This window comes from Methylocapsa sp. S129, assembly GCF_009765995.1.
Taxonomy (GTDB): Bacteria; Pseudomonadota; Alphaproteobacteria; order Rhizobiales; family Beijerinckiaceae; genus Roseiarcus.
This window is the reverse complement of sequence record NZ_LMUI01000011.1, coordinates 388,154-415,110: the sequence shown is the minus strand read 5'-3', so window position 1 is coordinate 415,110 and position 26,957 is coordinate 388,154. Positions and strand designations below refer to the sequence as shown.

Annotated in this window: 25 protein-coding genes; 12 read left to right on the top strand and 13 right to left on the bottom strand. The window is 64.7% G+C overall.

Annotation, left to right across the window (positions count from 1 at the left end; all coding sequences use genetic code 11):
* Positions 1–18 precede the first annotated feature (18 nt).
* Complete coding sequence (locus GSQ90_RS04395; RefSeq protein WP_158813583.1) at positions 19–198, top strand: hypothetical protein; 180 nt, start codon at positions 19–21, stop codon at positions 196–198.
* Positions 195–1,376 (top strand): FAD-binding oxidoreductase, encoded by a 1,182-nt coding sequence (locus tag GSQ90_RS04390; protein ID WP_158813582.1) that lies wholly within the window; start codon positions 195–197, stop codon positions 1,374–1,376. The genes GSQ90_RS04395 and GSQ90_RS04390 overlap by 4 nt, the downstream gene beginning before the upstream one ends.
* A 33-nt stretch (positions 1,377–1,409) precedes the next feature.
* Here the strand turns inward: GSQ90_RS04390 and GSQ90_RS04385 are convergent, their stop codons facing one another.
* A complete protein-coding gene (locus tag GSQ90_RS04385) occupies positions 1,410–1,889 on the bottom strand; it encodes a hypothetical protein (protein ID WP_158813581.1) in 480 nt (159 codons plus the stop codon).
* Between the two features lie 261 nt (positions 1,890–2,150).
* Between GSQ90_RS04385 and ppc the strand changes: the two genes are divergently transcribed.
* Positions 2,151–4,958 (top strand): phosphoenolpyruvate carboxylase, encoded by a 2,808-nt coding sequence (gene ppc / locus GSQ90_RS04380; RefSeq protein WP_158814220.1) that lies wholly within the window; start codon positions 2,151–2,153, stop codon positions 4,956–4,958.
* A 174-nt stretch (positions 4,959–5,132) separates the two neighbouring features.
* Entirely contained in the window at positions 5,133–5,900 is a 768-nt protein-coding gene (locus GSQ90_RS04375) for a Bax inhibitor-1/YccA family protein (RefSeq protein ID WP_158813580.1), read from the top strand.
* A 74-nt stretch (positions 5,901–5,974) separates the two neighbouring features.
* Here GSQ90_RS04375 and dapB read toward each other — a convergent pair whose 3' ends face one another.
* The 7 genes from dapB to dnaK all read right to left on the bottom strand — a co-directional run bounded on the left by dapB (position 5,975) and on the right by dnaK (position 12,380).
* Complete coding sequence (dapB, locus tag GSQ90_RS04370; RefSeq protein WP_158813579.1) at positions 5,975–6,790, bottom strand: 4-hydroxy-tetrahydrodipicolinate reductase; 816 nt, start codon at positions 6,788–6,790, stop codon at positions 5,975–5,977.
* Between the two features lie 23 nt (positions 6,791–6,813).
* On the bottom strand, positions 6,814–7,119 hold the full coding sequence (locus tag GSQ90_RS04365) for a DUF1330 domain-containing protein (RefSeq protein WP_158813578.1): 306 nt from the start codon (positions 7,117–7,119) through the stop codon (positions 6,814–6,816).
* Positions 7,120–7,121: 2 nt separating this feature from the next.
* On the bottom strand, positions 7,122–7,409 hold the full coding sequence (locus GSQ90_RS04360) for a DUF1330 domain-containing protein (RefSeq protein ID WP_158813577.1): 288 nt from the start codon (positions 7,407–7,409) through the stop codon (positions 7,122–7,124).
* Between the two features lie 42 nt (positions 7,410–7,451).
* The gene (gene pyrF, locus GSQ90_RS04355) at positions 7,452–8,159 is read right to left on the bottom strand and encodes an orotidine-5'-phosphate decarboxylase (RefSeq protein WP_158813576.1); all 708 of its coding nucleotides are present in this window, start codon (positions 8,157–8,159) and stop codon (positions 7,452–7,454) included.
* 24 nt (positions 8,160–8,183) lie between these two features.
* Positions 8,184–9,035: a class I SAM-dependent methyltransferase gene (locus tag GSQ90_RS04350; protein WP_246731401.1), complete on the bottom strand. Its 852-nt coding sequence runs from the start codon at positions 9,033–9,035 to the stop codon at positions 8,184–8,186.
* 64 nt (positions 9,036–9,099) lie between these two features.
* A complete protein-coding gene (gene dnaJ, locus GSQ90_RS04345; protein WP_158814218.1) occupies positions 9,100–10,230 on the bottom strand; it encodes a molecular chaperone DnaJ in 1,131 nt (376 codons plus the stop codon).
* Between the two features lie 233 nt (positions 10,231–10,463).
* Positions 10,464–12,380, bottom strand: a complete 1,917-nt coding sequence (gene dnaK / locus GSQ90_RS04340; RefSeq protein WP_158813575.1) for a molecular chaperone DnaK — start codon at positions 12,378–12,380, stop codon at positions 10,464–10,466.
* A gap of 375 nt (positions 12,381–12,755) precedes the next feature.
* On the opposite strand from dnaK, the gene GSQ90_RS04335 reads away from it, so the two are divergent.
* From GSQ90_RS04335 to ureC, 4 genes are read left to right on the top strand one after another with little or no spacing between them, the layout of a single operon-like run.
* On the top strand, positions 12,756–13,625 hold the full coding sequence (locus GSQ90_RS04335) for a hypothetical protein (RefSeq protein WP_158813574.1): 870 nt from the start codon (positions 12,756–12,758) through the stop codon (positions 13,623–13,625).
* On the top strand, positions 13,622–14,473 hold the full coding sequence (locus tag GSQ90_RS04330; RefSeq protein ID WP_158813573.1) for an urease accessory protein UreD: 852 nt from the start codon (positions 13,622–13,624) through the stop codon (positions 14,471–14,473). The genes GSQ90_RS04335 and GSQ90_RS04330 overlap by 4 nt, the downstream gene beginning before the upstream one ends.
* 58 nt (positions 14,474–14,531) lie before the next feature.
* On the top strand, positions 14,532–15,152 hold the full coding sequence (locus GSQ90_RS04325; protein ID WP_158813572.1) for an urease subunit gamma: 621 nt from the start codon (positions 14,532–14,534) through the stop codon (positions 15,150–15,152).
* Positions 15,153–15,202: 50 nt separating this feature from the next.
* Positions 15,203–16,939 carry an urease subunit alpha gene (gene ureC, locus GSQ90_RS04320; RefSeq protein WP_158813571.1) on the top strand — a complete coding sequence of 579 codons (1,737 nt, stop codon included), beginning with the start codon at positions 15,203–15,205 and terminating at the stop codon, positions 16,937–16,939.
* 174 nt (positions 16,940–17,113) lie between these two features.
* On the opposite strand, the gene GSQ90_RS04315 is transcribed toward ureC, so the two are convergent.
* On the bottom strand, positions 17,114–17,638 hold the full coding sequence (locus GSQ90_RS04315) for a GNAT family N-acetyltransferase (protein WP_158813570.1): 525 nt from the start codon (positions 17,636–17,638) through the stop codon (positions 17,114–17,116).
* Between the two features lie 134 nt (positions 17,639–17,772).
* On the opposite strand from GSQ90_RS04315, the gene GSQ90_RS04310 reads away from it, so the two are divergent.
* A complete protein-coding gene (locus GSQ90_RS04310) occupies positions 17,773–18,630 on the top strand; it encodes a patatin-like phospholipase family protein (RefSeq protein ID WP_158813569.1) in 858 nt (285 codons plus the stop codon).
* Between the two features lie 42 nt (positions 18,631–18,672).
* Here GSQ90_RS04310 and xylB read toward each other — a convergent pair whose 3' ends face one another.
* From xylB to GSQ90_RS04290, 4 genes are all read right to left on the bottom strand, one after another.
* A complete protein-coding gene (gene xylB, locus GSQ90_RS04305; protein WP_158813568.1) occupies positions 18,673–20,139 on the bottom strand; it encodes a xylulokinase in 1,467 nt (488 codons plus the stop codon).
* 22 nt (positions 20,140–20,161) lie between these two features.
* Positions 20,162–20,947, bottom strand: coding sequence for a transporter substrate-binding domain-containing protein (locus tag GSQ90_RS04300; RefSeq protein ID WP_158813567.1), 786 nt, complete (start codon positions 20,945–20,947; stop codon positions 20,162–20,164).
* Between the two features lie 92 nt (positions 20,948–21,039).
* The gene (locus GSQ90_RS04295; protein ID WP_158813566.1) at positions 21,040–21,396 is read right to left on the bottom strand and encodes a hypothetical protein; all 357 of its coding nucleotides are present in this window, start codon (positions 21,394–21,396) and stop codon (positions 21,040–21,042) included.
* Positions 21,397–21,580: 184 nt separating this feature from the next.
* The gene (locus GSQ90_RS04290) at positions 21,581–21,835 is read right to left on the bottom strand and encodes a DUF1674 domain-containing protein (protein WP_246731400.1); all 255 of its coding nucleotides are present in this window, start codon (positions 21,833–21,835) and stop codon (positions 21,581–21,583) included.
* A 168-nt stretch (positions 21,836–22,003) separates the two neighbouring features.
* Between GSQ90_RS04290 and GSQ90_RS04285 the strand changes: the two genes are divergently transcribed.
* The 3 genes from GSQ90_RS04285 (at position 22,004) to purH (ending at position 26,951) form a co-directional block, all read left to right on the top strand.
* A complete protein-coding gene (locus tag GSQ90_RS04285) occupies positions 22,004–23,395 on the top strand; it encodes an RsmB/NOP family class I SAM-dependent RNA methyltransferase (RefSeq protein WP_158813565.1) in 1,392 nt (463 codons plus the stop codon).
* Positions 23,396–23,540: 145 nt separating this feature from the next.
* Positions 23,541–25,250: a heparinase II/III family protein gene (locus tag GSQ90_RS04280; protein WP_246731399.1), complete on the top strand. Its 1,710-nt coding sequence runs from the start codon at positions 23,541–23,543 to the stop codon at positions 25,248–25,250.
* Positions 25,251–25,358: 108 nt separating this feature from the next.
* On the top strand, positions 25,359–26,951 hold the full coding sequence (gene purH, locus GSQ90_RS04275; protein ID WP_158813563.1) for a bifunctional phosphoribosylaminoimidazolecarboxamide formyltransferase/IMP cyclohydrolase: 1,593 nt from the start codon (positions 25,359–25,361) through the stop codon (positions 26,949–26,951).
* Positions 26,952–26,957: the final 6 nt, after the last annotated feature.

Here is a 26,957-nt window from a genome sequence, read left to right as displayed (position 1 = left end):
AGAGCAAAGGCGCGGCGCATGCCTGTTGTCGATTTGAACCAAAAGCTCACAACATTCTCGGATCATTGGGCGCCGAAGATCGTCGAAAAATTCAACGGCCATGATGTCATGGTCGTGAAAGTCAAAGGCGAGTTCGTCTGGCGTTCGCATGCCGATACCGACATCTCGTCAATTCTGTCGACGCGGGCCGTTAAATGAGCGAGCCTTTCGACGTCGTCATCGGCGGCGGCGCGGTGATGGGCTCCTCCATCGCCTATCATCTGGCCGCGCACCCGGATTTTTCGGGCCGCATCCTCGTTATCGACAGGGATATGACCTACCGCCAGGCCGCCAGCTCGCTTTCGCTGAGTTCGGTCCGCCAGCAATTTTCCAGCCCGATCAATATCCGCGTTGGGCTTTATGGCGTCGCCTTCCTGCGCAAGGCCGGAGAGCTTCTCGCCGTCGATGGCGAAGCGCCCGATCTACCCCTCACCGAAAACGGCTATCTCTATCTTGCGGGCGAGGCGGGCGCGTCGATCCTGACGGCCAATCATGCGACCCAGCTTGCCGAGGGCGCCGACATTCTTCTGCTCGGCCACGACGCCCTGAAGACGCGTTTCCCGTTTCTCAATCTCGATGGGATCGCCATGGCGGCATGGGGCCGTTCCGGCGAGGGCTGGTTCGACGGCTATACCTTGATGCAGGCGTTCCGGCGCAAGGCGCGCGCGCTCGGCGTCGTCTATCGAGAAAGCGAGATCGCCGCCGTCGAGCGCGACGGCGCCCGCATCTCAGCGGTGCGGCTGGCGAATGGCGAGCGGATCGTCTGTGGCGCTTTCGTCAATGCGGCGGGCGCTTCAGGCGCCGCCGAACTCGCCAGACAAATGGGCTTCGAAATCCCCGTTCATGCGCGCAAGCGCTGCGTGTTCCAATTCAACGCCAGGGAGCGCATCGCCCATTGCCCGCTGATCATCGACGCCAGCGGCGCGTATGTGCGCAGCGAGGGCGAATCCTATCTGTGCGGCATCTCGCCGCCTGAGGCCGAGGATCCTGACAGCGACGATTTCGATGTCATCTGGCCGCAGTTCGACGACATCATCTGGCCCGCGCTCGCCCATCGCATTCCCGCCTTCGAAAACATCCGCCCCGGCCGCGCCTGGGCGGGCCATTACGACCTGAACGTTTTCGATCATAACGCCATCGTCGGGCGCGCGCCCGGCCTCGACAATGCCTATCTTGCGTCGGGCTTTTCCGGCCATGGCATCCAGCAATCGCCAGCGGTCGGTCGCGGCCTCGCCGAGCTGATCGCGCAAGGGCGCTATGCGACGCTGGATCTGGCCGACTTCGCCTTTGAGCGGATCGCGGCGGGCCGTCCGCTCATCGAGCGCAACGTCATATAGATAGCGTAGCCGGTCACAAGATTACGCATCCATTCACAGCGACGATATCAGCCCGGCGACGCGATCGCGAAGGCTTCCGACAGGCCACAAGAGACGGTCCGACAAGGAGCGGGGGTGCTTGTCCGTCTCTGGCGCAACCGTCGTGAGCGCCACTTCGACCGTCGCGCCCTCCGAAGACGCTGCGGGTCGGCGGGGCGGCGCCGGCGGCAGAGCAGCCAAATGATGGCACGGCGAAACGCCACAGAGCTTGTGGACGAGCGGGTTTTGCGCCTTTGTCGACGCGGGCGCCTGCACCGATGCTGGCACGATAGGCAGGTCCGGCGCCTTGGCCTCGTTTACGACGCGCGTTCGATCGACGGCGACGGACTTGACCAGGATGGGCGGGTCGAAAGCCGTATCCGCATGGGTGCGAAGCCGCGCCCCTGAGAGGGTGGCCAGAACGCTGGCCAGAAGCGCGCAGGCCAAGGCAGCGAACATCGCCTGCCGACGCAGTCCAGCGGTCGCGTTGCGCATCAAGGCTTCCCCGTCACCATCCGCGCCCAAGCGCTCAGAACCGCATTTGCAACGGGATTTTGCGTCGGGATTGAGACCGAGGCGTGGAACTTCCGAGGCCGCGCAAAATTGAGGCGCGTCGCCGGGGGGCGCCCGGACTTGGCCAATATTTTGCTTCGCTCGCCAAAGGCGCTCTTGCTTGGCGCGATGATGCGCCGCAACATAGACGACCAGAGCCTGGCCAGCCGACCCCTTGGGTCGGCGTTCAAAGGGTTGCCGCCAATGTCGATCGCTTCCGTCGTTCAAACGCATGAGACGCGCTCCCAGATCCAGACGCCGCCGACGCAGGACGAGGAGAAGGATCTTCCCCTGCGCAACGACATCCGGCTGCTCGGCCGCATTCTGGGCGATACGGTGCGCGAACAGGAGGGCGGGGCGGTGTTCGACATTGTCGAGCGCATCCGCCAGTCCTCGATTCGCTTCCATCGGGACAATGAAGTGGGGGCGCGGCGCGAACTGGAGGCGATCCTCGATAGCCTGACCGCCGACCAGACTTTCGCGATCGTGCGCGCCTTCAGCTATTTCTCGCATCTGGCTAATATCGCCGAGGACCAGCATCACATCCGCCGCAATCGCGCCCATGTCGTGGCGGGATCGGCGCCCCGCGCGGGCACCATGGCGCATGCCCTCAAACGCGCGCAGGAAGCGGGCATCGACGCCAAAGCCTTGCGCGCCTTCTTCGACGGCGCGCTGGTCAGCCCGGTGCTGACCGCCCATCCCACCGAAGTGCGCCGCAAAAGCACGCTGACGCGCGAGCTGGAAATCGCCCAGATTATCGACGAACGCCAGCGCATGCAGGACAATGCGCAAGAGCTCCAGGAGAGCGAAGAACGGCTGCGGCGCGCCATTCTGACTCTGTGGCGCACCAACATGCTGCGCCAGACCAAGCTGAAGGTTCTCGACGAGGTCGCCAACGGCCTGTCCTATTACGACTATACGTTCTTCAGGGAGCTGCCGCATATCTACGGGGCGCTGGAGGACGAACTGGCGCGCCAAACGCCCCCTGTCCGGGACAAGGGCCTCGCCTCTTTCCTGAAAGTCGGCTCGTGGATCGGCGGCGATCGCGACGGCAATCCGTTCGTGACCGCCGAGGTCCTGCGTGAAACCATGCGCCTGCATAGCGCGCGCGCCCTTGCCCATTATCTCGACGAATTGCACGAACTGGGCGCGGAACTCTCGGTGAGCGGCACTTTGATGCCCGTCAGCGCGGCGCTCAGCGCACTGGCCGAGCGCTCGACCGACCGGTCCGCCAATCGCGAGGACGAGCCCTATCGACGCGCCATTGGCGGCATTTACTCGCGCCTTGCGGCGACGGCGCGCGATCTCGATCAGGTCGTCGCCTCGCGCCGGCCTATCGCCGATGCGCCGCCTTACGGAACCGCGGCCGAACTGGCCGCCGATCTCGATGTTATCGTGGCCTCGCTGGAGGAGAGCGGCGGCGCCATTCTCGCGCGCGGCCGCCTGCGCTCCCTGCGCCGCGCCGTCGACTGCTTCGGCTTCCATCTCGCGCCGCTGGATCTGCGCCAGAACTCGGATGTGCATGAGCGGACGGTCGCCGAGCTATTGGCCGCCGCTATCCCGGGCGTCGAATATCTCAAGCTCGACGAGGAGGCGCGCATCGCGCTGCTGCTGCAGGAATTGCGCTCGCCGCGTCCGCTCGTTTCGCCGTTCTTCGAATATAGCGAGGAGACGCAGGGGGAGCTGAGCGTTTTCCGCACCGCCGCCTGGATCCACAAGACCTATGGCGCGGCCGCGATCCGCACCAGCATCATCTCCAAGGCGCAAGGCGTGTCCGACATGCTGGAGCTGGCGCTGCTGCTCAAGGAGGTCGGCCTTGTCGGCGCCGACGGGCGCTGCGCACTCAACCTCGTGCCGCTGTTCGAGACGATCGACGACCTGCGAACCTGCGTCGGCGTCATGGACCGCCTGCTCGCCATTCCCGAATATCGCCGCCTCGTCGACAATCAGGGCGGCGAGCAGGAGGTGATGCTTGGCTATTCCGACAGCAACAAAGACGGCGGCTTCGTCACTTCCGGTTGGGAGCTCTATAAGTCGGAGATCGGCCTGATCGACGTTTTCCGGCGCCATGGCGTGCGCATCCGGTTGTTTCACGGACGCGGCGGATCGGTCGGGCGCGGCGGCGGCCCGAGCTATGACGCGATCCTCGCGCAGCCGGGCGGGGCGGTACAGGGCCAGATCCGCATCACCGAACAGGGCGAAATCATTTCGAGCAAATATTCCAATCCTGAAGTCGGGCGGCGCAATCTGGAGATTCTGGCCTCCGCCACGCTGGAGGCGAGCCTGCTGCAGGAGAAGGTCGCCGCGCCGGATCCCGCCTATCTCAGCGCGATGGAGACCCTGTCGCAAAGCGCCTACAAGGCCTATCGCGGACTGGTATATGAAACCGAGGGTTTCGAGCGCTATTTCTGGGCTTCGACCGTGATTACTGAAATCGCCACGCTCAATATCGGCTCGCGCCCCGCCTCGCGCAAGAAAACCACCGCAATCGAGGATTTGCGCGCGATCCCCTGGGTGTTCAGTTGGGCGCAATGCCGGCTCATGTTGCCGGGCTGGTATGGTTTCGGTTCGGCGGTGAAGGAATTCATCGCCGCCGACCCGAAGGGCGGGCTCGCCCAGCTCAAGGACATGCATCGGCAATGGCCGTTCTTCCGCACGCTGCTGTCCAATATGGACATGGTGATGGCCAAGAGCAGCCTGGCGATCGCCTCGCGCTATTCAGCGCTGGTGCCCGATGTGAAGCTGCGCGAGGCGATCTTTGCGCAGATCAGCCGGGAATGGCATGATTCGATCGACGCTTTGCTGGCGATCATGGGGCAGACGAACCTGCTGGAGAGCAATCCTTTGCTCGATCGCTCCATCCGCAACCGCTTCCCCTATCTCGATCCGCTCAATCATGTGCAGGTCGAGCTGCTGAAGCTGCACCGCGCCCATGCCGGCAACGAGAAGGTCCTAACCGGGATCCAATTGACGATCAACGGGATTTCGGCCGGCCTACGCAATAGCGGTTAGCGCCGCCGCTTCCGCGATCCGCTGTTGCGGGTTAACGATTTGTAATGACGCGGTTATCGATCCCAAGCGGGAATCCCTTGCGTGCGACGGCGCGCGGGACCATATTGGGAGGGAGCGTTTCCTGCCGACCCGACCGGGCCGGTTTGGCGCGCGACCAACTCAACGAGGATTTCGATGTCCGACTATGACCGCACAGCAAACGCTCGTTACGGCGCCGGCGTTGCCCGGTCCGGCGTGGGCGCGATCGATCAGGGCCTGCGCGCCTATATGATCGGCGTATATAATTACATGACTCTTGGGCTTGGCATCACCGGCCTTCTTGCGGTCGGCGCGTTCAAGCTTGGCGTCGTCGAAAATGAGGCGGGGCGCATCGTCGGCCTGACCGATTTCGGCAATGCGATCTATATTTCGCCGCTGCGCTGGGTGATCGTGCTGGCGCCGCTCGCCGTGGTGTTTTTCATTTCGGCGCGCATCAATGCGATTTCGGTGTCGACCGCCCGCAACGCCTTCTTCCTTTTCGCGGCGCTGATCGGCCTGTCGATGTCGGCTTTGCTCATTCGCTACACCGGCGCCTCGATCGGCCGGGTGTTCTTTGAGACGGCGGCGGCTTTTGGCGCTCTGAGCCTCTATGGCTATACGACCAAGCGCGATCTGTCGGCGATGGGCTCCTTCCTGATGATGGGCCTGTTCGGCCTGATCATCGCCAGCGTCGTCAATATTTTCCTGCAGAGCACAGGCCTGCAATGGGCGCTGTCGATCCTGTGCATCGGCATCTTCGCGGGCCTCACCGCCTGGGATACGCAGTCGATCAAGGCGCAATATTATGCTGGCGACGGCTATGAAATGGCGCAGAAGAAGTCGGTGTTCGGCGCCCTTCGGCTCTATCTCGACTTCATCAATATCTTCACGGCGTTGCTGCAGTTGACGGGCGATCGTCGCTAAAGCTCCGATAGCGAAGAATAATTCCGGCCCGGTTCGAGCAATCGAACCGGGCTTTTTTTACGCCAGCGTTCCCGTCAGGCTTCGTTCAGCCCCAACACGTCGGCCATCGAATAAAGACCGGCCTTGCGCCCATGCGCCCAAAGCGCCGCCTTCACCGCGCCGCGTGCGAAAACCACACGGTCTTCGGCGCGATGCGTGAGTTCGATACGCTCGCTCTCGCTCGCAAAAATCACGCTGTGATCGCCCACGACCGTGCCGCCGCGCAACGAGGCAAAGCCGATATCGCCGGTCCGGCGAGCGCCGGTATGGCCGTCGCGGCCGCGCGCCGAGCGTTCGCTCAAGTTGATTCCGCGTCCCTGAGCCGCCGCTTCGCCCAGCAATAAAGCCGTGCCCGACGGCGCATCGACTTTCATGCGGTGGTGCATCTCGACGATCTCGATATCGAAATCCTCGCCCAAAGCTCTGGCGACGCGGCGGGTCAGAGCGGCGAGGAGATTGACGCCAAGGCTCATATTGCCCGATTGCACGATCGCCGCGTGACGCGCCGCCGCGCCGATGCGCTTGAGGTCTTCGGCTGACAGACCTGTCGTGCCGATGATATGGGCGATGCGCGCTTGCGCGGCGAGCGCGGCAAATTCGACGCTCGCCGATGGCGTCGAGAAATCCACTATGCCGTCGGCCGATAGAATGGCGGCGAGCGGATCGGCGGAGATCGGCACGCCCGCCTTGCCGCAGCCTGCCAATAGCCCGGCGTCCTCTCCCAAAGCGATCGAGCCCTGATGCTCCAGCGCCCCTGTGAGAACGGCGCCAGGCGTTTCATGGATCGTCTTGATGAGCATCCGGCCCATGCGCCCCGCGGCGCCCGTCACAACGAGCCGCATGTCGGCCATATCTGTCCCCTTTTTGCGCGCCGTCAGCCTGGCTGCGGTCCGTCATAGCCCTCGACGACCACAATGTCGCAAACGCTCGCCGCGTCCCGGATGACGATGGCGCGGCGGTATTCTTCCGATTCGTAGCAAGCCAGCGCCGTGGCGTAATCCTTGAATTCGAGCACGACATGGCGAGGATGCAAAGCGCCGCCTTTCACCTCGCCGCGACCGGCGCGCACAAGAAAACGGGCGCCGAATTTCGCAAAAGCGATAGCGTTGGCCGCAAGGTAGCCCTTGTAAGCCTCGGGGTCGGTCACATCGACATGGGCGATCCAATAGCCTTTGGCCATCGTCACACCCCTTCGACGAGTACGAATTCGGTCACGGCCGCGCCTTCGCGCTTGGCCTTGGCGGCCTGATAGTCGGCCGAGAAATAATAGCCGCGCGCAGCCTCAAAGCTGTCGAATTCCAGCACCACATTGCGGCCGCGCGCCTGCCCCTCCAATGCTTCGTGACGGCCGCCTCGCGCAAGCGCTTTCCCGCCGTGTTTCTTGATCGCTTCGCCGGCGGCTGCGGCATATTGGGCGTAAGCCTCCGGATTGGTGACGTCGACACGGGCGATGACATAGCCTTTGGGCATGGAAGACTCCGGGGTGAACGCTCGGTGAAGGGAGATGCGAGCCTATGTTAGCGCGTCTGCGATCTCGGCGACAATCGCTTGCGCGGCGGCGCGCGGATCGGACGCTTGTGTCACCGGCCGGCCCACCACCAGATAATCCGCGCCATCTCTGATCGCCTGACCGGGCGTTGCGACGCGCTTCTGATCGCCGGCTTTGGCCCCAGTGGGGCGAATGCCCGGAATAACGAGAATGAGATCGTCTCCGAGACGGGCGCGCAGCATCGCCGCTTCCGCCGCGCTGGCGACAAGGCCGTCGACCTTTTCGGCTACAGCCTGCGCACCGCGCCGCGCGACGAGGGCGCTGACCTCATAGGCGTAGCCTGCCTCCTTCAGATCGCCGTCGTCGTAGGACGTGAGCACCGAAACGCCCAGCAGTTTGAGGGGAGAGCCGCCGCGGCCAACCACCGCCGCGCGCATGGTCTGTGGATAGGCGTGGACAGTGAGAAATGTCGCGCCAAGACGCGCGACCTGGGCGACCGCGCGCTCCACGGTGTTGGGAATGTCATGCAGCTTGAGATCAAGGAAGACCTGTTTGCCGGAGGCGGCGAGCCGCGCGATAAGGTCGAATCCGCCGCCATAGGCGAGCTCCATCCCGATCTTGTAGAAGCTGGCGCTGTCGCCGATTTCAGCGACAAGCCGCTCAGCCTGCGCGACATCGGGCATATCGAGCGCGACAATCAACCGCTCGCGGGGGAGAATAGTCCTGCGCATGAGTTCTCCTGACGCGCCGAGCGATCAATCCCGAGGCGGAAGATTGCGAAAAATATCGAGCGGCTTGCGGCGCCGCGCCTCGCTGAGGATGTCCTTGGCGTGAGCGCGCACTTTCGCGCCCAATTTACCCCTCTTGGCGCGGAGCAGACGGCCGGCCGCTTCGGCCTTCCCGACCCATTCTTCGCCCATGCGGTCGGCGCCTTCGCATAATCTCGAAAAAAGCGGCGCCGGCGCGCTGGCGTTGGGATCGGCGCGATAGGTCCATACGCGCGCCGGCGGCAGGTTCAGCCAAATCGGCGCGGTCGCATGCGCGGAGAATCGGCCGGCGCTGGCGGGGCGAGGAATAGGCGACGCCACGCCATAGGTGAATTGGACGAAAACGCCGCCCGGCGCCATCAGCGCAAACGCGTCTTCGATCAGGGCGGCGCGACGCGCCGGCGGTTGATTGAGAAGGGGCAGGCTTGAGACGACGGCCCGAATCGGGCGGTCGGCCAAATCGGCGAGCGTGCGCCTCAGCGCGTAGGCGTCTCCTTGCACCACACGCACACCTGGAAAGCGCTGGCTCAGCAGTCGGCAGAACGTCGCTTCATATTCAACCAAAATCAATTGGTCGGGCGGAACGCCTTGCTCGATCAGGGCCCGGGTCACCGGCCCGGTGCCGGGGCCGAGTTCAACGACCAGTCCCTCACGAACCGGCCCGACCGCCCGCGCCATGGCTCGCGCGAGAAAACGGCCCGACGGCGAGACCGCGCCGGTCAGCCTCGGGCTCTCGAACAAAGTTTTGAGAAAGCGAACTTCGTCGCCTAGCGGGCGCCCGGAGCGCAGGCGCGCCCGCATTTTGGAAAGATCGACGCGCTTCTTCAATAGCCGAGCCAAACGACGCTCCCACTGGCCGGAACCGCAACGATCGCGGACGGAGCGCGAGCGGGGGAAGGTCGTTTCATTGACCGCCGAGCCCCTCGAAGAATTCTTTCATTTTGGAAAAGAAGCCGGCGCTCTCCGGGTGAGTTTTCTGCGACGATTCGGCGTCGAATTCGGCGAGCAATTCGCGCTGGCGGCGCGTCAGATTCTGGGGCGTCTCGACATTGACCTGAATATAGAGGTCGCCAAAATCCCGGGAGCGCAGGGCCGGCATGCCCTTGCCGCGAATGCGCAACTGGCGCCCCGATTGGGCGCCTTCCGGCACGCGCACCTTGGCGTCGCCGCCGTCGACCGCGCGTACCGAGAATTCGCCGCCGAGCGCCGCCTGAACCATCGAGATCGGCACGCGGCAGTAGAGATCGGCGCCGTCGCGTTGGAAGAACGGATGCGGTTTGATCGAGAGAAAGATATAGAGATCGCCCGTCGATCCGCCCCGCTGTCCCGCCTCGCCCTCGCCGGTTAGGCGGATGCGGGTGCCATCCTCGACGCCAGCGGGCACGTTGACCGAAAGCGTGCGCTCGCGCGTGACCCGGCCAGAACCGGCGCAGCGGTCGCAAGGATTGTCGATCGTCTGTCCGCGTCCCTGGCAAGTCGGACATGTGCGCTCGATCGCGAAAAAGCCTTGCTGTGCGCGAACCCTGCCATGGCCCGCGCAGGTCTTGCAGACATGCGGCTTCGAGCCCGCCTTGGCGCCCGTGCCGGTGCAAGTTTCGCAAGTCACCGAGGTCGGCAGTTTGATCGTCGCGTTCTTGCCGTTATAGGCTTCTTCCAGCGTGATCTCGAGATTGTAGCGCAGGTCCGCGCCGCGCTCCTTGCCTGAAGCGCTGCGCCCGCCGCCGCGCCGGCCCATCATGTCGCCGAACAGATCGTCGAATATGTCGGCCATCGACGAGGCGAAGCCATCGCCCATGCCCGCGCCATTCTGCTCGAAGGCGGCGTGGCCATAGCGATCGTAAGCCGCGCGTTTGGTTGTGTCGGACAGCGCCTGATAGGCTTCGTTCAGCTCTTTGAAGCGGGCCTCGGCCTGATGGTCGCCGGGATGGCGATCCGGGTGGCAAAGCATGGCCGCTTTACGGAAGGCGCTTTTGAGTTCCGCCTCCGTGGCGGTTTTAGCGACGCCTAATGTCTCGTAGAAGTCGCGTTTGGCCACGTCTGCTTCAGTCCGATTCGTCATTGAGTGGTTCAATCAATCAAGCAATGCGCCGATATTTCGTATCCGCTCTGCGTCTCGTCAAGTCATCGCAGATAGCGGCCCGGCTGAAAAGGCTGAATTACCGGCGTTTGCGCGAAGATGGCGCCCCGCTTCTTTCAAAGCGGTTAATCATCTCCGCGCCTGCCGCCTTGCTCATCGCGACAAGACCGACCGCGGCCCTGGCCGCGACGTCAGGCCGACTTCTTCTTGTCGTCGTCGACTTCCTTGAATTCGGCGTCGATGACGTCGTCCTTGGCCTCTCCGCCGGCAGGCCCCCCGGCGCCCTCGCTAGGCCCTGCGGCCTGCTGGGCCTTATACATGGCCTCGCCAAGCTTCATCTGCGCCTGCATCAGGTCGTTGGTCTTGGCCTTGATCGCCTCGACGTCTTCGCCTTCAAGCGCGCTCTTCAACGCGGCCGCCGCGCCCTCGATCGCGCTCTTGTCGGCTTCGGAGACCTTGTCGCCGTATTCCTTCAGCGATTTCTCGGAATCGTGAATCAGCGATTCCCCGTGGTTTTTGACGTCGATCAACTCGCGCCGCTTCTTATCGTCAGCGGCGTGCAGCTCGGCGTCCTTCACCATCTTGTTGATGTCGGCTTCCGACAGGCCGCCTGAAGCCTGGATGCGGATCTGCTGTTCCTTATTGGTCGCCTTGTCCTTCGCCGTGACGTTGACGATGCCGTTGGCGTCGATGTCAAACGTGACCTCGACCTGCGGCACGCCGCGCGGCGCGGAAGGCAGCCCGACGAGATCGAACTGGCCGAGCAGCTTGTTGTCGGCCGCCATCTCGCGCTCGCCCTGGAAGACGCGGATCGTCACGGCGGTCTGATTGTCCTCAGCCGTCGAGAAAACCTGGCTCTTCTTGGTCGGGATCGTCGTGTTGCGGTCGATGAGGCGTGTGAACACGCCGCCGAGCGTCTCGATGCCGAGCGACAGCGGCGTTACGTCGAGCAGCAGCACGTCCTTGACGTCGCCCTGCAAAACGCCCGCCTGGATCGCGGCGCCGATGGCGACGACTTCGTCCGGGTTGACGCCCTTATGGGGCTCCTTGCCGAAGAACTGCTTGACGATTTCCTGCACCTTGGGCATGCGCGTCATGCCGCCGACGAGCACGACCTCGTCGATCTGGCCGGCCGACAGGCCGGCGTCCTTCAGCGCCTTGCGGCACGGCTCGACCGTCTTCTGCACGAGATCGTCGACGAGCGCCTCGAACTTGGCGCGGGTCAGCTTTAAGGTCAGGTGCTTGGGACCCGTCGCGTCGGCCGTGATATAGGGCAGGTTGATTTCCGTCTGGGTCGCCGACGAAAGCTCGATCTTGGCCTTTTCGGCCGCTTCCTTCAGGCGCTGCAGAGCGAGCTTGTCCTTGGTGAGGTCGATGCCCTGCTCTTTCTTGAACTCGCCCGCGAGATATTCGACGAGGCGCATGTCGAAGTCTTCGCCGCCGAGGAAGGTGTCGCCGTTTGTCGACTTCACCTCAAAAACGCCGTCGCCGATCTCGAGGATCGAGACGTCGAACGTGCCGCCGCCAAGGTCATAGACCGCGATCGTGCCGGCTTTCCGCTTGTCGAGGCCATAGGCCAGCGCCGCCGCGGTCGGCTCGTTGATGATGCGCAGAACCTCAAGGCCCGCGATCTTGCCCGCGTCCTTGGTCGCCTGACGCTGGGCGTCGTTGAAATAGGCGGGAACCGTGATGACGGCCTGCGTCACCGGGGAGCCCAGATGCGCCTCCGCCGTCTCCTTCATCTTCTGAAGAATGAAGGCCGAAATCTGGGAAGGCGAATATTGCTTGCCGTCCGCCGTCACCCAGGCGTCGCCATTGGGGGCCTTGATGATCTTATAGGGGACGAGACCCATGTCCTTTTTGGTCATCGGGTCGTCGAAGGGGCGGCCGATCAGCCGCTTGATCGCAAAAAACGTGCGCTCGGGATTGGTGACGCCCTGGCGCTTGGCCGGCTGGCCGACGAGGCGCTCGCCGTCGTCGGTAAACGCGACGATCGAGGGCGTGGTGCGCGCGCCTTCCGAATTCTCGACGACTTTGGGCGTCGAGCCTTCCATGACGGCGACGCATGAATTGGTGGTGCCAAGATCAATGCCGATTACTTTAGCCATTCCTACATCCTCACTCTTTCGCGAGACCACGAGGCCCCGAAGCGGCCCGGCTCTGGACGGCGTTGGATTTGGCCAAACCTGGCCGCGTCCTCTCCGTCCGGTCCCCGATGGACTGTCCCAAATTTCAGCAGACTCGATTCCTAGAAAGACCCCGTCCCCAAGAATCCCTGCATGGTTGGGCGGTATATAAGAGGGGCTTAGGCGGGGCGCAAGGCGGGCGGCGGGCCCACGGCGCCCGGGCCGGCATAGAGTAACGCCCGGGTTTCAGCGCCAGTCCGTCGCGGGCGTAAATTCTTCCAGTCCGGGTCAGCCAAACATCCAGGGCGCGAGCAAAAGCGACTTCCACTTTTCATCAACCCACATTATGGGTCAGGAATGAAACGTCCCTTGGCCGCATCGGCCCTGTGCATGATTCTTGCCGCGTCGCCGGCGTCGGCCCAGCTTGCTCTGCCGGGCGCCGTCGCGCCCAACCCGGCGGGAACCGTGGAAAAAGTCTCCCGCCCCAAGAGACCGCCGAAGGTCGAGGCGATCTATGCGCCGCCCGGCGTCGAGACTCTGGTCGGGCGCGCCTTGTTGCTCAATGGCGCCAGCGGGCAATTGCAATTTTCCGGCCGCGCGGACGCCTTGAAGATCGATCGGCTGACGATGCTCGGCGAAGTCATTTCGGACTCGACCCGACAGTGCCGGATCGATGTCGGCGGCGGGACGGCGATCGAGACTAGGGCGCTCGGCCGGCCTGACGGATTGCTGCGTTTTGCCGTCGACATTCCCGCCTGTCCGTTCGAGTTCGATGTTCTCGATGGGGCGGCGCTGGTGCCGCCTCAGTTGCGCGCCTGCATTTTCCAGGAGGCCGATTGTCAGGCCAGCCCGTCCGGCCTTTGGGGGCCGGCGGGGGCCAGTCTTGCGACGCAGGCCAAGCCGATCGAACAGGCGCGAGGCCGCGCAGAGGCCGTCATGGTCGCCAATTATCGCGCTTTGACCACGCGGTTGAACGACCCGGCGAAAGCCAATGATCTCGCCCGCGATCAGTCCCGTTTTTCCTCGGACCGCCAGGAGACCTGCCGCGACTATTCCCGCGAAAGCGCGCATAGCTTTTGCGCGACGCGTCTGACCGAGGCGCGGGCGGCGTTCCTGAAAGCGCGATTCGACGAAACCTCGCCAGTCGCCGACAAGAGCCAGGTCCCGCCTCCGGCCAGGCGCAAACATAAGCCCAAGCCCAATCTCGATCCCAATCCGCCGCAATGACGGAGCCTGCCTATCCGGTTCCGCCAGACGCTCAAGGCTTCGCGCGGCGCGCCCGCGGCGAGGCGCGCGCGGACTTCGCGCGGGTCGGCGCGCGCACGGAACCGGCGCGCGTGTTCGAGACGGGAGGGCTGCGGCTGCGCTTTCCCCGAACGGCCGCCGGCTGCGAGGCGGTGCTGATCAATACCGGCGGGGGAATGGTCGGGGGCGATCATGCGAACGCCGCGATCGAGTTAGGAGCCGGCGCGCAAGTTCTCTTCACCACCCAGTCGGCCGAGAAAATCTACCGGTCCGATGGCGAGACGAGCGAGGTTGACGCGCGCGCAACCCTTGGCGCGGGCGCGCGTCTGGAATGGCTGCCGCAGGAGACGATCCTTTTTGAGGGGGCGCGATTCCGGCGTCGGCTGACGGTCGATCTTGCCGCCGACGCCTCGCTGCTTCTTGTCGAAGCGGTCATCTTTGGCCGCATCGCGATGGGCGAGCGCAGCATCGACGCTTCTTTACGCGATTCCTGGCGGATCAGGCGAGGGGGCCGGCTCGTCTTCGCCGAAGAACTTCGCCTCGATCATGCCAGCGCCATTCTTGATCGGCCGGCCGTTGGGCGCGGCGCCCGCGCCATCGCCTCCATTTTGATCGCGGCGCCCGACGCGCAGGCGCAACTGGACAAAATCCGGGCCGTGCTTGACGATTCCGGTCAGCGCGGCGACGAGCGGCTCGATGCAGGCGCCAGCGCCTTTAACGGGCTGACGCTGGCCCGACTGGCCTCCCCCTCGCCGGACAGATTGCGCGCCGTCGTGGTCGCGGTCATGATGGCGCTGCGGGGGCGCGCCGCGCCGCGCGTCTGGTCCTGAAGACGGCGCCCCTCTTGCACGTTTGAAACAAGGCTTTGCGAAGGACTCGTCCCATCCGATGAACCTCACCCCGCGCGAAAAAGACAAACTTTTGATCGCCATGGCCGCCATGGTCGCGCGCCGTCGCCTTGAGCGCGGCGTCAAGCTGAATCACCCGGAGGCGATCGCGCTGATCACCGATTTCGTCGTCGAAGGCGCGCGCGATGGGAAAACCGTCGCCCAGTTGATGGAGGCGGGCGCGCATGTCGTCAAAGGCGACCAGGTGATGGATGGAATCGCCTCGATGATTCACGACATCCAGATCGAGGCGACTTTCCCCGACGGCACCAAGCTGGTGACCGTTCACCATCCGATCCGCGGCGCTTCAACCGCGCTGACGCCTGGCGAGGTGGTGACGGAGCCCGGCGAGATCATTATGAACGAGGGCCGCGAGACCCTGACGCTCAAAGTCGCCAATAGCGGCGATCGGCCGATCCAGGTCGGCTCGCATTATCATTTCTTCGAAACCAATCCGGCGCTGAAGTTCGATCGCGCCAAGGCGCGCGGCTTTCGCCTCGACATTCCCGCCGGCACCGCGACGCGCTTCGAGCCTGGGCAGAGCCGCGAAGTGCATCTGGTCGCGCTCGCCGGCAAGCGGCAGGTCTTCGGGCTGCGCGGCGATATCATGGGCAAGCTTTGAGCGACGCCCCATCGGCTTTTTCCAACTCCTGACGTTTTGAGGCTGTTCCCATGGCGAAACTGCGCAACGAACCGGCCCGGGCGTTTCTGCCGCGCGCCGCCTATGCCGACATGTTCGGCCCGACGACAGGCGATCGTGTCCGCCTCGCCGACACCGAACTGTTCATCGAGATCGAGAAGGATTTCACCACCTATGGCGAAGAGGTGAAGTTCGGCGGCGGCAAGGTGATCCGCGACGGCATGGGCCAGAGCCAGGTCACGCGCGCCCGCGGCGCGGTCGACACCGTCATCACCAATGCCGTCATCCTCGACCATTGGGGCATCGTCAAAGCCGATGTCGCGCTGAAGGACGGGCTGATCGTCGGCATCGGCAAGGCGGGCAATCCCGACATCCAGCCGGGCGTCACCATCATTATCGGGCCGGGCACGGAAATCATCGCGGGCGAGGGCAAGATCCTCACCGCCGGCGGCTTCGATACGCATATTCATTTCATCTGCCCGCAGCAGATCGAGGAAGCCTTGATGTCGGGCGTCACCTCGATGCTGGGCGGCGGCACCGGGCCGGCGACCGGCACTTTCGCCACCACCTGCACGCCCGGCCCCTGGCATATCGCCAGGATGATCGAGGCCGCCGACGAATTCCCGATGAATCTCGGCTTTGCCGGCAAGGGCAACGCCTCAAAGCCGGCCGCGCTGGTCGAACAGGTCGAGGCGGGCGCCTGCGCGCTGAAACTGCACGAGGACTGGGGCACGACGCCGGCCGCCATCGACTGCTGCCTCTCCGTCGCCGACGATTACGATGTGCAGGTGATGATCCATTCGGACACGTTGAACGAATCGGGCTTCGTCGAGGACACCATCAAAGCCTTCAAGGGCCGGACGATCCACGCCTTCCATACCGAGGGCGCGGGCGGCGGCCATGCGCCCGACATCATCCGGGTCGCGGGCCTATCCAACGTGCTGCCGTCCTCGACCAATCCGACGCGTCCCTTCACGCGCAACACGCTCGACGAACATCTCGACATGCTGATGGTCTGCCATCACCTCGACAGTTCGATCCCCGAGGATCTCGCCTTCGCCGAAAGCCGCATCCGCAAGGAGACGATCGCCGCCGAGGATATCCTCCACGATCTTGGCGCGCTCTCGATGATGTCCTCCGACAGCCAGGCGATGGGCCGGGTCGGCGAAGTCATCATCCGCACCTGGCAGACCGCCGACAAGATGAAGCGCCAGCGCGGGCCGCTGCCCTCCGACACCAGCCGTAACGACAACGCGCGCGCCAAGCGCTATGTCGCCAAATATACGATCAACCCGGCGATCGCCCATGGCGTGTCAAAGCACATCGGCTCGGTCGAAAAGGGCAAGCTCGCCGATCTCGTTCTATGGACGCCCGCCTTCTTCGGCGTGAAGCCCGATCTCATCATCAAGGGCGGCGTGATCGCCGCCGCGCCGATGGGCGACCCCAACGCTTCGATCCCGACGCCCCAGCCCGTGCATTACCGGACGATGTTCGGCGCTTACGGACGCGCCCGCACCGGCAGTTCGCTGACCTTCGTTTCCCAGGCCGCCGTCGACAACAAGCTCGGCGCCAAGCTCAAGGTCCAGAAACGCCTCGTCGCGGTCGAGAACACGCGCGGCGGCATCTCCAAGAAGAGCCTCATCCACAACGACGCGACGCCCGATATCAAGGTTGACCCGGAGACCTATGCGGTGACGGCGGACGGCGTATTGCTGGTCTGCGACCCTGCGACGGAACTGCCGATGGCGCAGAGATATTTTCTGTTCTGAGCCGCGGTGGGGATTTGCAAGAACCTTGGAAAGCCCAGGATGGTGTGATCGCGCTATTCGCGGCGTTAAAAACCATTGTTTTTAGGGCGCTGCGCCAGCGTTTCGCTTTGCTCGCAATGGCGGCTGGCGGTTTTGACCAAGCCGACGCGACCCATCGCCCTCACTTACGCCCCCTCAAATCCCCTTCTCAAACGCCGCCAGCCGCAAATCCGCGCGCCTCGGTTCCCCGACGCGTTCGTCGCCGTAGGGAAACGGCTTCACCTCGCCCGTTCGCCGGTAGCCGCGCCGCACGTACCAGGCGATCAGGCTTTCACGCTGCTCGATCACGGTAAGCTGCATCCTGCTTGCGCCGGCGGCTGAGGCAAAGTTTTCGGCATGCGCGAGCAGCGCGCGGCCGAGGCCGTCGGCCTGGCGGGTCTGGTCGATCGTAAGCATGCCAAGATAACAAGCGCCGGCGCCCAAAGGTTCGAGCCAGACGGAGCCGATGATCGCGCCGCCCTCCTGCGCGCGCATCGTTAGGATCGTCGCGCCCGGCGCCGTGGTGAGGTCGGCGCGCAAAGCGCCGGCGTCAGTTCGCTGGCCGCCCAGCAATTCGACTTCCGAGGTCCAGCCGACTCGCGATGTCTCGCCGCGATAGGCTGCGTTGACCAGGGCGGCGATCTCCTCCAGTTCTTCATCCCGGCATGGCGCGATCTTCATAAGACGGCGTGCTTTCCAAAATCGGCCCACGCCAGACCGAGGCGCTGAAAACGTGCGAGGCGCGGTGGTTTGCGGCATACTCGTCCCGTCACGCCCTGGGAAGACCCTTCTCGAACCTCGTCACGGAATTGCCCATGTCGCTCGCATCCAAGACCGCTCTCGTTTTGGCTGGGGGCGGCAGTCTGGGGGCGGTGCAGGCCGGCATGCTCGGCGCGCTGATGGCCGCAGGGGAGCCGATCGACTTTATCGTCGGCGCTTCGGTTGGCGCGATCAACGCCGGCTATTTTGCCGCCGATCCTTCGCTGACCGGCGCGCGCAAGCTGCAGGCGATCTGGCGCGGGATCACGCGCAACGACGTCATGCCGCTCACGCTCGCGACCGCGATGAACATCGTGCGACGGCGCGGCTATCTCTTCGACAATCATGCGCTGCGTGTCCTGCTCGAACGTCATATCCCCTATAAGCTTCTTGAGCAGGCGGCGATCCCGGTCCATGTCGTGGCCACCGATGTGCTGACCGGCCAGGAAGTCGTCCTGTCGCAAGGACCCGTCGTCGAGGCGATTCTGGCGAGTGCTGCGATCCCCGGCGTTTTCCCGCCGATGCTTATCGACGGGCGCGCGCTCGTCGATGGCGGCATCGCCGACAATACGCCGATCTCGACCGCGATCCGCCTTGGCGCCACCCGCCTGCTCGTTCTGCCGACGGGCTTCGCCTGCGCTTTGCGCAAAGCTCCGACAGGCGTCGCGGCGCGGGCGATGCACGGCATCAGCCAATTGGTGTCGCGTCAATTGGTCAATGATGTCGAGCGCTACGCCGATAAGGCTGACATATGCGTCGTGCCGAGCCTGTGCCCGCTGGAAATTTCTCCTTACGATTTTTCGGCCTGCGCGAGCCTGGTCGATCAATCGGAGGCGAACACGCGCGCCTGGATCGCGGCCGGCGGGCTGCAAACTTCCGGCGCGCCCGAGTCGCTGCTGGAGCATACCCATTGAGCGGCGCGCGTCTGGGCTCGGCTCGCAACGACGTGACAGGAATCATCCCGCCGCGAATTCCGACTTCAGCGCGCGGTACAGGCTCCTGAACCGTTCGATGCGCGGTTTGAACGCTGCGGCCAATGCCGGGTCTGGTTCCGTCACGTCCGCGATGTCTGGCGCCTTGCACAAATCTTCTGGCGCCTCGCCTGTCGCGGCGAGGCGCGCGAGCCGCGCCGCGCCGAAGGCGGGGCCGGTCTCGCCATCGCGGTAGCGAACGACCGTACGTTCAAGCGCTGAGGCGATCATGCGCGTCCACAACGCGCTTTTGGCGCCGCCGCCGATAAGCCCGACCGCGCCGATCCGCGCCGCGCCGCTTTCGACGCAATCGCGAGCGTCGACCAGAGTGAGCGCCACGCCTTCCATTGTGGCGCGGGCGAGATCGACGCGGGTCGTTGCATGGGACAGGCCGAAGAATACGCCGCGCGCATGCGGGTCGTCATGCGGCGTGCGCTCGCCCGAGAGATAGGGAAGGCAGAGGAGTTCGCCGGGCCCGCGATAGTCCTGCGCGGCTTCTCGCTCCAGCTCGGCGGGGCTGGAGCCGAGCAGCCGTGCGACGAAAGCGAGCGCGCCGGCGCCGTTCAGCATCGCCGCCATCCGGTACCAGCGCGCCGGCAGAGCATGGGCGAAGCTATGAACCAGAAGTTCAGGCGCTGGAGAATAGCGATCGGACGCCACGATCAACTGGACCGATGTGCCTAGCGACACAAAGGATGCGCCGGGCCGCACGGCGCCAATCCCCAATGCGCCGACCGCCGCGTCGCCACCCCCGGCGGCGACGATGATGCGGCGCGGCATGCCGAAGCGATCGGCGATCTCATCGCGCAGCAAGCCCGCCGCCTGCGATCCCTCCACCAGTGGCGGCATCAAAGCGATGTCGACGCCGCTGGCGTCGAGCGCCGCTGGCGACCATTGGCGGCGCGCCTCGTCGAGCCACCAGGTTCCCGCCGCGTCGCTCATATCGGTCCGCTTTTCGCTGGTGAGGCAGAAGCGCAGATAGTCCTTGGGCAATAGGATGCAACGAATTCGAGCAAACGCCTCGGGCTCATGGCGGCGCAGCCAGATCAGCTTGGGCGCGGTGAAGCCCGCCATCGGCTTGACGCCGGTGATCGCAGCCAGTTCGGGATGACGCTCGGCCAGTTCGCGCGCTTCGGCGAAGGCGCGCGTGTCATTATGCAGAATGGCGGGGCGCAACGGCCGGTCCGCTTCGTCGAGCAGGACAGCGCTGTGCATCTGCCCGGAAAAGCCGATCGCCGCCACCGCGCGCATCGCCGCCGGCGCCTCGCGCGCCAAAGCGGCCATGGCGGCGAACATCGCGTCGCGCCAATCGTCTGGATTCTGTTCCGACCACAGCGGATGCGGATTGGCGGGACGATAGTTCTGAGTCGACGCGCCAAGAATCCGCTCGTCGTCGTCGACAAGCACGGCCTTGAGCCCGGAAGTCCCACAATCCACGCCGAGGAATGTCATGACGGCCCAATTCGCGAGATGATCATTCGAACCATTTGGAATAGACGGCGGCGAACGCGCCATTCTCCATCGACAGATGCAGCCATTGGTCGACGAAAGCTTTCAACGCTGCGTCACGCGGCATCCAATAGGCCTTTTCGGCAAAGTCGAAGGGTGTATCGGGATGGATGGCGCAGAGCGCATTGGCGTGAAGCTTCTGCTGGAAGCGCGTTTCGGAGGCGTCGGTGATCATCAGATCCGCGTCGCCGCTGGCGACTCGATCGAAAATCGTCAGATTGTCGGGATAAACAATAATCTGCGCGGCATGAAGATTGGCGCGGTCGAATCGCTCGTTGGTGCCGCCGGGGTTGGCGATGACCTTGACGCCCGGCCGATCGATTTGCGCGAGCGTCTGGTATTTGTCCTTCTCCGCGCAGCGCGCGATCGGCGTTTTGCCTTCGCGCATATAGGGCGCCGAGAAAAACCCCTTTTTGGCGCGATCGAGCGTGACGGAAACGCCGCCCATTGCGATGTCGAAGGCGCCGGATTCGAAATCCTTGGCTAGGCTCGGCCAGCTTGTCGGCACGAATTCGACTTTGACGCCCAGCGCCGCGCCTAGCGATTGCGCCAGATCGATATCGAAGCCGGAATAGGCGCCGCTCGCCTTGTCAAGCGCGGTGAAGGGTCGGTAGTCCCCCGTCGTCCCCACGCGCAAAATTCCGCGCGCGAGAATGTCGTCAAGCCGCGAGGCCTGCGCGAAGGCCGGAGCGACGAAGGCGGGACCCGCCAGGACAACGAGCAAGGCAATGAGACGGCGGACCAGACGCAAACAACCCTCCCTCAGCGCCGCGGCGCCAATGAAGGAGCAATCTCGCCCGGATCGGCGGCGGCGGCAAGGCGCGGCTTTGTTTTCTCAAAATCTCAGGCGCACCAGCAGCTCGCCGGCGCGGCGCGATGAATCCAGGGCGCGGAGCCGCGCTCGTCAGGCGCGTCGGGCGAATTGCTCCTGTCGCGCAAACCTTGCGAAAGAATATAACGCAAGCCCGACAGAATCGGCTGGTCGGCGCCGCGCACGGCTTCGTCGACGCCGTCCCATCCGTCGTCATCGGCCCTGATTGAGAATTCCTTAACCATATGCGCAGCAAGCACGCCCGCGGACATATTGCGGCGCGATGCGTCGGCCGCAAATTGCTTCGCGAAATCGCCGCCGATCGAGGCAAGCGCGGCGCGTGCGATATGCGCGTTGGAACAGGTATGAACGATCTCACGCAGTATCATCGAGGGCCTCCTGCTGACGATCGGGACGATCCCCTCGACATAGAGACCAAACAAGTCCGAGTTGTGACCGTTCGGATCGACGCGCGAGAAAAACGATCACGCGTTCGAGACCGCTCTGGTGGATGGAGCGGACCGATGGGGCTCGTCGCAATGTTTCTTCTCCGCGCGAGGCTGTCGCGCTGAATTAGAAGTCGCTCGCCAGGCCTTTGACCTCCCAATCGCCGTAACGGACCGGCTCAAGGCCGCCCCGTCCGTTGGACTCAGGGGGAAGCGGCGGAGCGGCGCGCCGCCGTCGCTCCTCCGCTTCCGCCAAGGCGCGCTGCGCGGCGGCGGTGCGTCTGTTTTGCAAAGCTTCTTCGTCGACGCGGCCAGGCTCGCCGTTCGCTTCGATTGACGGCGACGTCTCAGGCGCCTTCGCCATTCCGTCCTCCTGTTTCATGCCGCAATCTCCATGAAGGGAACTCTTCATGGAGGAGCCGAGTTGCCGTTCGGGTTGGCGCCATGATACTGCGCCTCACCCTCATTTTGGAAATCGGGCGGAGAATTTGCGTTCATTGTTGTTATTGTCAGACGGAAGGCCGCTCTCTGATTCGATGAGGTCAAAGGCTTGAAGCCCCCGGGCCGCTCGCATAACGCAAATTTCAGACGACGCCCGGCGGGTCAATCCGCGCCGCCGCCCGAACCGCTGGCGCCAGGCCTGGCGGCGCGCATCGCCGCCGCCCAGATTCTCGCCGATACGCTGACCGCGGGCCGTCCTCTGGAAGAGCGCTTCTCGGGCGAAAACGCCCATGCGCGATTGACCGGCCTCGATCCGCGCGACCGGGCGTTGACCCGCTCGATCGCGACCGTTTCTCTCCGCCGGCTCGGTACGATTCGTAAAGCGCTCGGCCGCTTCCTGGACAAGGGCCTGCCAAAAAAATCCGGCGCACTGGAATGGACGCTTGTCGTCGCCGTCGCCCAGATCCTGTTTCTCGATCTGCCCGATCATGCCGCCGTCGACCTTGCCGTGCGCGCGGCCAAAGCCGAACCGGCAGCCGCGCCATTCGCCGCGCTTGTCAATGGCGTCCTGCGCAATATCGTGCGCGAGCGGCAGGAAATTCTCGATGGCTCCAGTGCGCTCGACGACGATACGCCCGCCTGGCTGGCGGCGCGTTGGCGCGCCAATTATGGCGCAGCGACCGCGCAGGCCATCGCGATGGCCAATCGCGATGAGCCGACGCTCGACCTCAGCGTCAAGAGTGATCCTGAGGGCTGGGCGCGTCGCCTTGGCGGGATTGTCTTGCCGACCGGCTCCGTGCGGCTTGAATCGCACGTTCCGGTACCCGAACTCGAAGGCTATAGCGAGGGCGAATGGTGGGTGCAGGACGCCGCCGCCGCGCTGCCGGCGCGATTGCTGAGGGCTTCGTCCGGCATGCGCGTCGTCGATCTTTGCGCCGCGCCGGGCGGCAAGAGCGCGGAGATCGCCCTGACGGGAGCCAGCCTGACCGCGGTCGACCGCTCCGCCGAACGGCTGAAGCGCCTCGCGGTCAATTTCGAACGTTTACGCATGGATGCTGAAATCGCCGTCGCGGACGCGCTATCCTTCGACGCGCCCCCATTCGACGCCGTGCTGCTCGACGCATTGTGTACCGCCACCGGCACGATCCGGCGCCATCCCGACGTCGCCTGGACCAAACGGCTCGGCGATCTCGCCCCGCTTGTCGCGTTGCAGGCGCAACTCCTCGACAAGGCGGTGGCGCTCACCAAGCCGGGCGGCCTCATCGTCTATTGCACATGCTCGCTGGAGCCGGAGGAAGGCGAAGCGCATATCGGCGCGCTGTTGCGGCGAAACCCCGATGTGCGGCGGCTGCCGATCGAAGTTGAAGAGATCGGCGGCCTGGCCGAATGTCTGTCGCCCGCCGGCGATCTCAGAACCTTGCCTTGTCATTTGCGCGGGCTGACGCCGCGCATGTCCGGCCTCGACGGGTTCTTCGCGGCCCGGCTGCGGCGCAAAAGTTGATGGCCGCTCGCTTCGCGCCCCGGCGCGTGCTTAACTTGCGCGGAGCGGCGCGGGTCTCCACATTCGAGTCATGGGCGTCCTGCATCCCCGCTGGCGGCGGCGGCGAATTGCTGAGGTGGATTTGGACTTCCCATCAGCGCTTCCGGTGAAGATCGGTCTCCTGGCCTTTACAGCCAGAGTCTGGCTCGCTCGCCTTCGCCGTCCGCTGGCGATCCCCAGGAGAATTGTTTTGGCGATGCGCGGCGGGCGCGCCGAGCGTCTTTTGATCGCCCTGCAGGATATTCGCACCGCCGACCCGATCGCCGCCGATCATATCTATGCCGGCCACTTTTCGCTGGCCGGCAAGGCGGCGAGCACGCATGGTCATTCGCCCTTTATGATTTCGGCGCCTTCGCTCGCCTGGGCCGAGGCCCTACACGGGTTTGGCTGGCTCCGGCATTTGCGCGCGGCCGATACGGCCTTGTCGCGCGCCAACGCCCGCGCGCTCGTCGAAGACTGGCTCAATCTTGACGCGCGCGGCGGCGGATCGATGGATCGTCCTGTCGCGCGCAATCCGCGCGTCGTCGCGCGACGGCTCATTTCATGGCTCAGCCAGTCGCCGATCATTCTGGCGAACGCCGACCACGCTTTCTATCGCCGTTTCGTCGGCGCGATCGAAACGCATGCCGCGGCGTTAGAGCGGGCGCTCGCCGAGGGTCTGGACGGCGATGCGCGGCTGACCGCGATCGTCGCGCTCACCCAGGCGGGCCTTTGTTTGGAAGGCGGCGGTGGTCTCTTGCGGCGCGCAAGCCTCTCGCTCTCCCGCGAATTGCCGGTGCAGATATTGACGGATGGCGGCCACATCAGCCGCAACCCGCGCGTCCTGGTCGAACTCCTGCTCGATCTGTTGCCGGCGCGGCAGGCCTTTGTGGCGCGCGGCGTCGCGGCGCCCGACCCGCTCCTCAATGCGATCGACCGCATGATTCCAATGCTGCGCATGTTCCGCCACGCGGATGGGGCGCTGGCCGGCTTCAACGGCATGGGCGCCAGCGAGCCTGATACACTGGCGACCCTGCTCGCGCATGGCGACGCTGGCGGCGCGTCAGTTCTCGATGCGCCCTACTCGGGCTACCAGCGTCTGGAGGCTGACGGCGCCATTGTCATCGCCGATGTCGGCGCCCCGCCGCCCTGGGCGTTTTCCAAGGACGCCCACGCCGGTTGTCTCGCGTTCGAATTCTCCAGCGGGCTCCATCGCATCGTCGTCAATTGCGGCGCGCCGCAGGCCGATGCGACGGCCGCCCGCGAGGCGGCGCGCGCCAGCGCCGCTCATTCGACACTTGTCATCGACGATCATTCGAGCTGCCGCTTCGAGGCAATCGCTTCGCGGTCGATCGCGGCGGGCATGGTTCTCGAAGGGCCGTCGCGGGTGGAAGTCAACCGCGCGCACGACGAAGCGGCGCGCGATCAATTGCTGGATTCCATCCATGACGGCTACGCGCGCCGCTACGCCGCGCTCCATCGCCGCACCCTGCGCCTTGCCGATGACGGCGCCAGCCTGTCGGGCGAAGATCGCGTTATGTTGGCCCGCAAGGGCGCAATGCCGGCTGGAAAATCATTGGCGGCGCGATTTCATCTTCACCCGTCGGTGCGCGCCGAGCCTGACGCCAACGCTGGCGGCGTTCTCCTGACATTGCCGTCGGGCGAGCAATGGCGGTTTGAAGCCGAGGGGCGCGCCGCCCATCTGGAAGAGAGCATATTCTTCGCCTCTCCCGGCGGGGCCATGGCGACGATTCAGATCGTCCTCGAGGGAGAGCTGGTCGAAAACGAAGGCCTGAACTGGTCGTTTCACCGTTTGACTCCAGCGGAGGGCGCCTAAACGAAACAAGCAGAAAAATCGCGAGTTTTGTTTCGCGGCAAACCATGATATTGCGCCGCAACAATACGCAAATGCGATAGGCATAGCGGCTTCCCTTTTGGAGTTTCCATGGCTGGCGACCTGGCGCGCATTGGCCGCGCCCTGATTTCTGTCTCGGATAAGTCCGGCCTTGTCGAATTGGGCGCGGCCCTTGCGGCGCGCGGGGTCGAACTCGTCTCGACCGGCGGCACGGCGAGCGCGTTGGCGCAGGCCGGCTGCGCGGTTCGGGACGCGGCCGAATTGACGGGCTTCCCGGAAATGATGGACGGTCGGGTCAAGACGCTGCATCCGGGCATTCACGGCGGCCTGCTGGCGGTTCGCGAAGACCCCGCGCACGAGGCGGCGATGCTCGCGCATAATATCGCGCCGATCGACCTGCTAGTCGTCAACCTCTATCCGTTCGAAGAGACGCTGCGGCGCGGCGGCGCATTCGCCGATATGATCGAGAACATCGATATCGGCGGCCCCGCGATGATCCGTGGCGCTGCGAAGAATCATGGCGACGTCGCCGTCATCGTCGACCCCGCCGATTACAGCGCCTTGATCGAGGAATTGGCTCGCTATGATGGCGCGACCAGTTTGAAGTTTCGTCGCGCCATGGCGCAGAAAGCCTATGCGCGCACGGCGGCTTACGATTCGGCCATTTCAAACTGGCTGGCGCGCGAGATCGGCGAGACCGCGCCGCCCTGGCGCGCCTTTGGCGGCAAGCTCGCCAGTTCCATGCGTTATGGCGAGAACCCGCATCAAACCGCGGCTTTCTACATCGGTCCGGAAATTCGCGCCGGCGTCGCCACCGCGCGGCAGGTTCAGGGCAAGGAGCTCTCCTATAACAACGTCAACGACACCGACGCGGCCTTCGAACTGGTCGCCGAATTCGATCCCGCGCGCACAGCCGCGGTTGCCATCATCAAACACGCCAATCCTTGCGGCGTCGCCGAGGCGCCGACTTTGCGCGAGGCCTATGAGAGGGCGCTCGCCTGCGATCCGGTCTCCGCGTTTGGGGGAATCGTCGCCGTCAATCGGCGGCTCGACGCCGACGCGGCGCGCAAGATCGTCGAAATCATGACCGAGGTCATTATCGCTCCCGCCGCCGACGACGAGGCCTTGGCTATTGTCGGCGCCAGGAAGAATCTACGCTTGCTCATCGCCGGCGCCCTTCCCGACCCCAGGGCCCCGAGCCTTTCCGTGCGGTCTGTGGCGGGCGGCCTTCTCGTGCAGGGTCGCGACAATGCGGTCGCCGACGACATGGAGTTGAAAGTCGTCACCAAACGAGCGCCGAGCGAGCGGGAGCTCGCCGACATGCGCTTTGCGTGGCGAGTCGCCAAACACGTCAAGTCGAACGCCATCGTCTATGTCAAGGACGGCGCCACGGTCGGCATCGGGGCGGGGCAGATGTCGCGCGTCGATTCATCGCGGGTCGCGGCGCGCAAAGCCGAAGACGCCGCGCAGGCGGCGGGCATGGCTGAACCGCTAACCCGGGGTTCAGTCGTCGCTTCCGACGCTTTCTTCCCCTTCGCCGACGGCCTGCTGGCGGCGGTGCAGGCCGGCGCTGTCGCGGTCATTCAGCCCGGCGGCTCAATGCGGGATTCGGAGGTCATTGCGGCGGCCGATGAAGCGGGCGTCGCCATGGTTTTCACCGGCGTGCGCCACTTCAGGCATTGAAACGGC

What these genes read in the sequence shown, in the direction of transcription:
- GSQ90_RS04395 (WP_158813583.1), top strand. Translation starts at nt 19, where the DNA reads ATGCCTGTTGTCGATTTGAACCAAAAGCTCACAACATTCTCGGATCAT.
- GSQ90_RS04390 (WP_158813582.1), top strand. Translation starts at nt 195, where the DNA reads ATGAGCGAGCCTTTCGACGTCGTCATCGGCGGCGGCGCGGTGATGGGC.
- GSQ90_RS04385 (WP_158813581.1), bottom strand. Translation starts at nt 1,889, where the DNA reads ATGCGCAACGCGACCGCTGGACTGCGTCGGCAGGCGATGTTCGCTGCC.
- ppc (WP_158814220.1), top strand. Translation starts at nt 2,151, where the DNA reads ATGTCGATCGCTTCCGTCGTTCAAACGCATGAGACGCGCTCCCAGATC.
- GSQ90_RS04375 (WP_158813580.1), top strand. Translation starts at nt 5,133, where the DNA reads ATGTCCGACTATGACCGCACAGCAAACGCTCGTTACGGCGCCGGCGTT.
- dapB (WP_158813579.1), bottom strand. Translation starts at nt 6,790, where the DNA reads ATGGCCGACATGCGGCTCGTTGTGACGGGCGCCGCGGGGCGCATGGGC.
- GSQ90_RS04365 (WP_158813578.1), bottom strand. Translation starts at nt 7,119, where the DNA reads ATGGCCAAAGGCTATTGGATCGCCCATGTCGATGTGACCGACCCCGAG.
- GSQ90_RS04360 (WP_158813577.1), bottom strand. Translation starts at nt 7,409, where the DNA reads ATGCCCAAAGGCTATGTCATCGCCCGTGTCGACGTCACCAATCCGGAG.
- pyrF (WP_158813576.1), bottom strand. Translation starts at nt 8,159, where the DNA reads ATGCGCAGGACTATTCTCCCCCGCGAGCGGTTGATTGTCGCGCTCGAT.
- dnaK (WP_158813575.1), bottom strand. Translation starts at nt 12,380, where the DNA reads ATGGCTAAAGTAATCGGCATTGATCTTGGCACCACCAATTCATGCGTC.
- GSQ90_RS04335 (WP_158813574.1), top strand. Translation starts at nt 12,756, where the DNA reads ATGAAACGTCCCTTGGCCGCATCGGCCCTGTGCATGATTCTTGCCGCG.
- GSQ90_RS04330 (WP_158813573.1), top strand. Translation starts at nt 13,622, where the DNA reads ATGACGGAGCCTGCCTATCCGGTTCCGCCAGACGCTCAAGGCTTCGCG.
- GSQ90_RS04325 (WP_158813572.1), top strand. Translation starts at nt 14,532, where the DNA reads ATGAACCTCACCCCGCGCGAAAAAGACAAACTTTTGATCGCCATGGCC.
- ureC (WP_158813571.1), top strand. Translation starts at nt 15,203, where the DNA reads ATGGCGAAACTGCGCAACGAACCGGCCCGGGCGTTTCTGCCGCGCGCC.
- GSQ90_RS04315 (WP_158813570.1), bottom strand. Translation starts at nt 17,638, where the DNA reads ATGAAGATCGCGCCATGCCGGGATGAAGAACTGGAGGAGATCGCCGCC.
- GSQ90_RS04310 (WP_158813569.1), top strand. Translation starts at nt 17,773, where the DNA reads ATGTCGCTCGCATCCAAGACCGCTCTCGTTTTGGCTGGGGGCGGCAGT.
- xylB (WP_158813568.1), bottom strand. Translation starts at nt 20,139, where the DNA reads ATGACATTCCTCGGCGTGGATTGTGGGACTTCCGGGCTCAAGGCCGTG.
- GSQ90_RS04295 (WP_158813566.1), bottom strand. Translation starts at nt 21,396, where the DNA reads ATGATACTGCGTGAGATCGTTCATACCTGTTCCAACGCGCATATCGCA.
- GSQ90_RS04290 (WP_246731400.1), bottom strand. Translation starts at nt 21,835, where the DNA reads ATGAAACAGGAGGACGGAATGGCGAAGGCGCCTGAGACGTCGCCGTCA.
- purH (WP_158813563.1), top strand. Translation starts at nt 25,359, where the DNA reads ATGGCTGGCGACCTGGCGCGCATTGGCCGCGCCCTGATTTCTGTCTCG.